We start from the raw sequence: 7,517 nt of genomic DNA, 5'->3' as shown, positions 1-7,517 counted from the left end.
TCAGAAAGCCCCGAGTGTAGCGGTCACCTGGGGCTGGGGACGTTGTGACCTGATGGCTGATTTGGGCAACAACGCCGTTCTCTGGCTGCTGGCTTGGAAGCGGCTGTTGCCTCGAAAAAAAATTGCTATGGTGACCTTTTCACCGTTTCTAGTCCAATTTTTTTGGGTGTGGCCACTGATATTGACATACGCATCAAAAAACTCATTTGGGATGGCGTATCAGACATAGGCAATGCTGACCGTTCTATTGGCGTAATAAATATCTATGGTGAAGCTGGGCTTGAGACTGCTATATCAGGCCAACAAACGGAAGGAACCAGCACTTTTACGGTAGCTGACCCATCTCTGTTTGCTGCCGGTGATTACGTGCAGATTAAGGGCGGAAAGACCGATTACGTTTGCGCAATAACCAATATCAGCGGATCAGCCATCACCATAGACTACGCGCTTGGTTGGGATAATACTGGTGAGACGCTATCACTGCGACAGGTAACTAAACCAGCCAAAAACGTACGTGTCACTGTAGGTGAGTTTGTCGACATTTCTCAAACCACTAATCCAGAAGCAATGGTATCAGGGGTATCATTAATTATGGCGGTGCATTGCTCAGTGATTGTGGGGGAAGCCATAGATACAACATATCCTGTAATCTTCACTTCTAACACATACTTGTGTGCAGCAAAAAACTCACATCTGAAAAAGCCTCGGGATACTTCTGCTGGGAGAGGGTATCTTGTGCAGTGGAACAAGGCACACAAGGCCTATAATCATAGGCTGACAGGCTGTGCTGGTCGCCATCTTATTGACTATACCCGTGCGGCCCATTGCAAAGCATTCGGTTGTGAGAGTTCGCAGTTCGACAATTATCCGTACTCAGCACACGGGGCATACGAACACGATCTAACATTCACTGATTGCTCCAATCCTGTCGGTAAGTATGCTATCGCCCTAGCTCAGTCTGGGCCTACTTTCGGTCAGCAGACTAAACGGGTTACTTTTTCTGGTGGTGTGTGGGATGGTGACATGTTGTGTGACATTTTCCCAACTGATGTGACATTCCATAATATGGAGCTACTAGGTAAAAATTCCATTCTGATCAATCCTACCTATCGCTTGGGCGGCAACGGTCACTTCACAATGCTTAATGTGAAGATGAAAAACCCCCTCAGCTCGACAGTCTTTCGTGGTACAGGTGCGCCTGGCTACCCGCTCACGGCTAACGTGTTTATAGATAGTGGCAGCATTACAGGGCGGTACGTCGAGTTCATTGGTATCAATGGGGATGTGATTGTCGGTGATTCAATTATAGGTCAGCCATTCTCAACCGGTGGGCTTGCTATCGATCGCTTTATTATGAACGGTGGGGCTATGAATCAGCATGGTGGGACCACACTCAACTGCAGAAAATTTTCTATGCAGGGGGTAAGCACCTTTGGTCGTGCTGATAACGTGCGCCTAACCGTAAACTGTGAGATGTTTACAAAAGTAGGTGGTGAGGATCTCCAGAGCCCATCATTTGGTGTATCCGGCGCATCTAAGTTGGCGTTAAGCGGGTTTAATTCCTTCGCTGGCAGGACTGGCATTACAGTGAATTCATATCAACTGCTTGGCGGTGCAAATTGTGACATATCACTAATCGGTGTTGGCTTACTACACCGAAATCCCACCGCGGCCAATGCATTTGACATAGATTCCGTGTCTTCTAACAGGGTCAAGCTACGCATGGTTGGTTGTGATATTGGTGGCGCTGTCAATCTCAGTAACACCACAGTTCTTACGCATGCCATTATTACTAACAACCAACTCAAGTCCGGCGTATCAACCCTTCCGCCAGCTGACGCAACTCATCTTCTTAACTCCAATCTCTTCATCTAGGGAAGGTGCGAATAAGTCATATGGCACGAGAGCATTTACTGGTAACCCATTGATATTAAATGACTAAAATTTTCATTTTTTGTTCTTGGGATACTTGTTCGCACTTTCCCTAGTTTTTAATGCCGTATTGTCGTTTCTGGTGGATTGATCACTGTTTTGTGTGATCAATCCACTCGCCATTATTGATCAATCCACTCGCGCGGCTACATTCAGAGAAAAGTGATGCCAGAGGCTGACCCCAGAGTGATCAGTGTTTGGAAGAAAATACTACAAGAAGTGAAGGAGAAGCAGGCGTGCGTAATTGGTGGTTCAAGCGGTCAACAAGGCAACAAGTCGGACAAATCGATAACAAATCACACGCTGATCCAGCACAACAAGCAAATGCATTAAGCGGTGGTGCCCTCGTCGCAGAGAGCCCTGATGCCTTGTTAAAACGCCATATACCCCTGCTGCAGAACTTGAGTGCGTTCACGCAACTCGATGAGACCCGATTCAATCAAATTTACATGGAGCTCTTTCGAAATCTTGCAGCTTGGTGCCAGCACCTGCCCGCGAGTGAACGACATCACCACGCTCACCTTGGTGGTCTGTTAGAGCACAGTATCGAAGTTGCGGTGTACTCAGCCCGAATCGCAGGTCGATTCTTATACATAGCCGATGGAGAGGAACAGATCTCTCAATGGCAGGCCTTATATATCTTCGCGATGACTTCAGCGGGGGCACTGCACGATATTGGCAAGCTCCTCACTGATGTTGATGTGGTGGTTGTGAAGGGGTCAAACATGACACCCTGGTTGCCACACCTTGGCCCCATGGCGCCGGGTACCAAGTACATCTATCGATACAATGACCGCCGCCAGCACGGCGTACACGAAGTTGCGAGTCTTCCACTGATATTCCAAATCATGCCAAGGGCTGCACTCAGTTGGATCTGGAAAAAATCAATCATCCGCGATGAATGGCTTGCCACGATTGGTGGAAAAGCAATGGAGCTAGGGGGGAATATCGGTCGGTGCGTGATTGAGTGCGACTCTCAATCAACAGGCGACGCCATGGCAGATGCCCCTGTAGCAATAGCTGCACAAGCCACTGTGAATAGCTCTCTTGCAAAAAGGCCGCAAATTCATGCCCTGGCCATCAAGGGAATTACGCTGTCACTGCGTGACTTTGAGCCTAACAAGAAAAATTCACCCTATTGGGTATCCCAACACTTCATTGCTTGTGTCGCCCCGCGTTTCGTCGAATGCATCCGATCTGCCCTCGGCTCCGAAAACCAGTTCCTGCCGGATAACACCAGCTTGATTTACGACACAATGGGTGACAACGGCATGTTGATACTGAACATGAATGGGAAGGCGATGCACTCGCTCATGTTCACTCCAAATCAAAAGCCACTTGCAGTGGTGCTGATCAAACGCCAGGTCCTAGACCCAGATGCAAAGCTTCCAGTCTACACCGGCAGGCTTCTATGCCCATCTGTAGATGAACAATATCATCATCAGATCCCCGGTGAAGCTCAGCCGGCCAAGGCAGGCTCATCAACAAGCGATGTGAAGCAGGTTGCTAAGCCCGCTCAATCACAAGTTCATTCAGATCAGAAGGCTATCTCTACTCAGACGATACCGAAAAACACCGCCGCTCCTGAAGCCAAAATGGTCCCACCCGATCAGAGCATGGAGTCACAACCTCAACAGCGTAATGAGCAAGTCCCACCAACCTGCACCGATAATCAGAGCTTCACTGAACTTACTGCCGAAGTGGTAGCGAGCAACGTTGAATACCCTTTGACGGTGAAGACTACAAGCGACGACTTCAAAAACTTCATTCAAGGAAATGAGGCGCCGAGTACACGTCAGGAGACTCGACAGTCCGCGCCACACTCCATCAAAAAAACAAATTCTGGCCGTTCTGATACAGCACACCAATTTATTGAGTGGCTACGTGCACAGATCATGACCGGGACCATCCAGGTCAATGCAAGAGCTGGCGCAGTACATATCGTTTCAGAACGCAGGCTCTGTTTTGTCAGCCCGGGGCTTTTCTACACCTTTCTAGATCAAAATGGCGCGAACAAGAACATGGATCCCAAAGCGAGACGCGATGCAGTGTCCAAAATTCAGCACGCCATTGCATCGGTATTGACGTTTGAGCGTTCTATCCTGGGTGGCACAATGATCACAGCTGAAATTGTTGGCATGCGAAAACGAGCTGACTTGCACGTGATGGTGCTGACAGCACAGGGTACCGAAGAGCTGATGCTTGACCTCGATTTCAACAATGCAAATAGATTCATAACACTCGGCGATATCAGATAGATATCGCAAAAAAAAAAGACACAAATTTTGTGGTGATTGCGGGAGGATAAATAGTGAACGGGCTAGAAGAAGATTTGGATCTTAGGAAGCTTGATGGCGGGGAGAGACTGTTAGCAATTGCAGCACTCTACGGCAACGAGCAGCTTGAAATTCCAATTGATACACCTAGTAGTTACGAAGAGGTGATGGCCTCATCGAAGCGGTTTATTCGCGACTACCGAGCAAGCTGGAACAGCATCGTAACATTTGGTGCTGAGAAGCTCCGGTCGGCGTCGGCCATGGAAATCAAAAACGTGGCCGCCCTTCTCTCGCAGATTTGCGACGGTCAGGATAAGTGGGACAACAATCCAACAAGCCCCATCGAGGGTTACACTGTTGGCCATGCCATTTCATTTCTGGTCGCCACAAAACCAGACATCGAGATCTCCACAGCACCAGAGCAGATCTCTGAAGCACAACAAGACCTCTCATTTCTTGATCACGCAATCTATCTCACCGCCGAATCTATTGCCTCAACATATGGCATAAAACTATCAACGCTTATACATGGCGGTTTCTGTGTTGATCTGCGCAGCGTCTCCAGCAGAGTACAAATGGTCAGAGCAATCCCTTTACTTCTGCTCGGCGCACAATCATCACGAAGCGAGTCACTGGCGGCCGGCCTCGATAAGTTGGCTCTCAGAAATGGATATCGCGATGAAAACGAGATGGCAGAGTCAATTCATCTGCGATTCAACCTATCTCGTTCGTCCTGGGCCAACGCAACAATCATCTCCATGATCGACGAATCAAACGACAACACAATTCACCCAGCTTGTGGCAGACTAATGCGATTGATACGACGCATGTCGATCAGCGTGGCACTAAACAGCGGAGAGTGTGATGTCGAATAAACGGGACAAATTGATCGCATGCTGTGGCTCACTCCTGGCAGAGATAATCAGGCACGCCATCCTACATCGTTCATATGCGGCCCCCTTTTCTCACAATCTAACAGGGTATGGGCTTGAGCAATTTTGCCAGAATGAATTTTGGATAAAGACGCTTCAGTTCAAACGCCGAGTGATGGATGACATTCATGATGACCCTAGCGGGTGCTTTGGAACTATCGATCTTCGACCAGTATTCAATGCCATCGCCAACGGTATGCCTGCAAGGGACGAGGACGCAGATGCTCAATTCCCTCGGGCACTTCTACTGCATTTGATCAGTAGTAGCTTCACAAATTGTGATTTCCTAGCAGATGTATGTCTACTGAAAAGGGATGAACTTATGTCAGTAGTCCAATACTGCAGGATGAATCCAAGTAGGCTCGGTTCTCTTGCTACATTGATACTACCGGAGCACATAAGGTTATCGCCAGACATCGCCATGATCATTGGGGAGACCTCTGAACAGCTTAACGAAGTGATACGAACTCAACAGCTTCTGTCCATGCTGAAAATTCACAGGAAGAAAATCGGTATCATCACGGGCTCGCCAATTTCAGCCATCCAGTGGATGGGGACGCAAAATACTCCCGGCCGACCAACGTCGAAAATCGACCCCCGTCTGGAGGGGCTTGTGATTCACACGCTGAATCTCTTCCAACCAAGTTTTGATGTAATGGACCCTCTGGATCTCTACACGCAGATCGTCAGATTCATAGTCGAATTTTACCAAGGCGATGAGCGGGAGGAAATTTCACTGAAGCATGCAGGCCAGCATCTTGGCGTACTTATGGGGAGGATTTCAAAGTGGAATCAGGCCGATGTCAGGAGATGTACGAATGCATGTAGTGGCATGGGTCTCAACATCACTATCACACCCAGCATAAAAAAAATGGCAACACAGGTATACCACGCTGTCGACATCATCATTTGATCAACAAACGGAGAAAAAGGAAAAATGAGCAGCAAACTGATTCTTGGAGCCCTCAGCAATGAAGAGACCTCGAGCACACCGAGCAATCGAGTAACCGAACTGGGCAGACTCAGGTCACACATCAAAATTGAGATCCATACCTATGAAGGAGCCGCACTGTTTTCCGGCGTCAAGCGTGAATCGGATCAGGACGGTACTGATGACAATGGTCAGAAGAAAAAATTCACCCCACACAATCTGACCATGTTGGCGCAATCCATGATGATCCTGGAAGGGGATATCCGACTCGACAACCCCTATGCAGACTTCTGGTTTGATTCAATCTGGACAGCAATTACAGAGTTCAGAGAAGAGTTGAAAACCAAAAAGCAGGCACTGATTAGCTACATGGAAGACCGGGTTCCAGAGAATTTCACATCCTCTGAATCTTTCTCCGTGAAACCCATCGTCTATCAGGTTCGTAGTGGTAGCCAGCTCTACTATCAGTTCCTGTATACAGTCCTGGAAATTGACTCCTTCATTCGCCTTGTCATGCTTGCAAGCCATGTAGCTCTGCTTAGCCCGAGTGCAAGAACCACTTACATTCGCGATGTTATGCGGGGCTGCCGAGCACTCATTTCACGCGCAGCGTCTTATCGACATACTCCTGTCACTCGAGATGACGTGTTAGCCAATAACGAGAAAGCTCGCATCGCTGCAGAGCGTTATGAGTCGATTGGGATCTTGCCATCGATTGGCCACATGCGCGGTGAAACTCGGCATGAATTCGCACCTGAAATTCATAACGTAGCGGAAAGAAAGAGCAACCCAGCGGACGCTTACATCGAACCTGAAATCGTTAAGGAAACGACAGCCGAAGAGGCATGATGAAAGAGATGGATGGCCTCTGTCTAAACTCTCTGAAACAGATGAGCGATGACTATATAGAGGCCGAGATTTCAAATATTGTCCATGAGCTTAATTTGAAGATTCGCGATGCTCTTCCATTAATAATAATCCCACATCGGAGTTACAATAGGATTTACCTCAGATGGAAGATTGTCGATGGTAGTAACAGAAGGATATCGAATTACAGTGGTTTTGGTCTCCAGCTAGATGAAACAGAGAGCTCTCTGGCCATAAAAACCCAAACTCAGCTCGACTATATAAACTCTCAACTCGGCCTGTTCGCCAAGCGAACGAGAAGATAGGAAAGACCCGCGATTATTGCGGGTCGTTTTTTATAGGCGGCACAGTAACGGCACGCCGCCCACGCCACTTGTGGTGGCATGCACCTAAAACAAAACGTGACTCAGATCACATTCATTGCACTCACCATCCCAGCCGTTGGGGAGAATTCCCACAATACAAGCGACCAATTGCACCGAAGTGCCCATGAAGAACGGGGCGGCACTCCTCCTCAGGCACGTGTTGGATCAACCTAGCGGAGCCCATTGGGTCTACACGGATTGAGCTAAGCAACAC

The 7,517-nt window shown here is 48.4% G+C and carries 5 protein-coding genes; all 5 read left to right on the top strand.

Annotated elements, in window-relative coordinates:
* The first annotated feature begins 93 nt into the window (after window positions 1–93).
* The 5 genes from OKC29_RS21730 (at window position 94) to OKC29_RS21710 (ending at window position 6,920) form a co-directional block, all read left to right on the top strand.
* Window positions 94–1,875 (top strand): hypothetical protein, encoded by a 1,782-nt coding sequence (locus OKC29_RS21730; protein WP_270669707.1) that lies wholly within the window; start codon window positions 94–96, stop codon window positions 1,873–1,875.
* Window positions 1,876–2,129: 254 nt separating this feature from the next.
* Window positions 2,130–4,190 (top strand): TraI domain-containing protein, encoded by a 2,061-nt coding sequence (locus tag OKC29_RS21725; RefSeq protein ID WP_103829293.1) that lies wholly within the window; start codon window positions 2,130–2,132, stop codon window positions 4,188–4,190.
* Between the two features lie 53 nt (window positions 4,191–4,243).
* Window positions 4,244–5,083: a hypothetical protein gene (locus OKC29_RS21720; RefSeq protein WP_103829292.1), complete on the top strand. Its 840-nt coding sequence runs from the start codon at window positions 4,244–4,246 to the stop codon at window positions 5,081–5,083.
* A gap of 379 nt (window positions 5,084–5,462) precedes the next feature.
* Complete coding sequence (locus OKC29_RS21715) at window positions 5,463–6,053, top strand: hypothetical protein (protein WP_128343822.1); 591 nt, start codon at window positions 5,463–5,465, stop codon at window positions 6,051–6,053.
* A gap of 24 nt (window positions 6,054–6,077) precedes the next feature.
* Window positions 6,078–6,920 carry a PFL_4669 family integrating conjugative element protein gene (locus OKC29_RS21710; protein ID WP_103829290.1) on the top strand — a complete coding sequence of 281 codons (843 nt, stop codon included), beginning with the start codon at window positions 6,078–6,080 and terminating at the stop codon, window positions 6,918–6,920.
* Window positions 6,921–7,517 lie beyond the last annotated feature (597 nt).

It is taken from the genome of Aeromonas sp. QDB34 (assembly GCF_027705405.1).
GTDB lineage: Bacteria > Pseudomonadota > Gammaproteobacteria > Enterobacterales > Aeromonadaceae > Aeromonas > Aeromonas hydrophila.
The sequence above is the reverse complement of the archived record's forward strand: the minus strand, read 5'-3'. Positions and strand labels throughout refer to the sequence as shown.

Bases quoted from the DNA above. Each gene is read 5' to 3' on its own strand.
- OKC29_RS21715 (WP_128343822.1), top strand. From the start codon at position 5,463: ATGTCAGTAGTCCAATACTGCAGGATGAATCCAAGTAGGCTCGGTTCT.
- OKC29_RS21710 (WP_103829290.1), top strand. From the start codon at position 6,078: ATGAGCAGCAAACTGATTCTTGGAGCCCTCAGCAATGAAGAGACCTCG.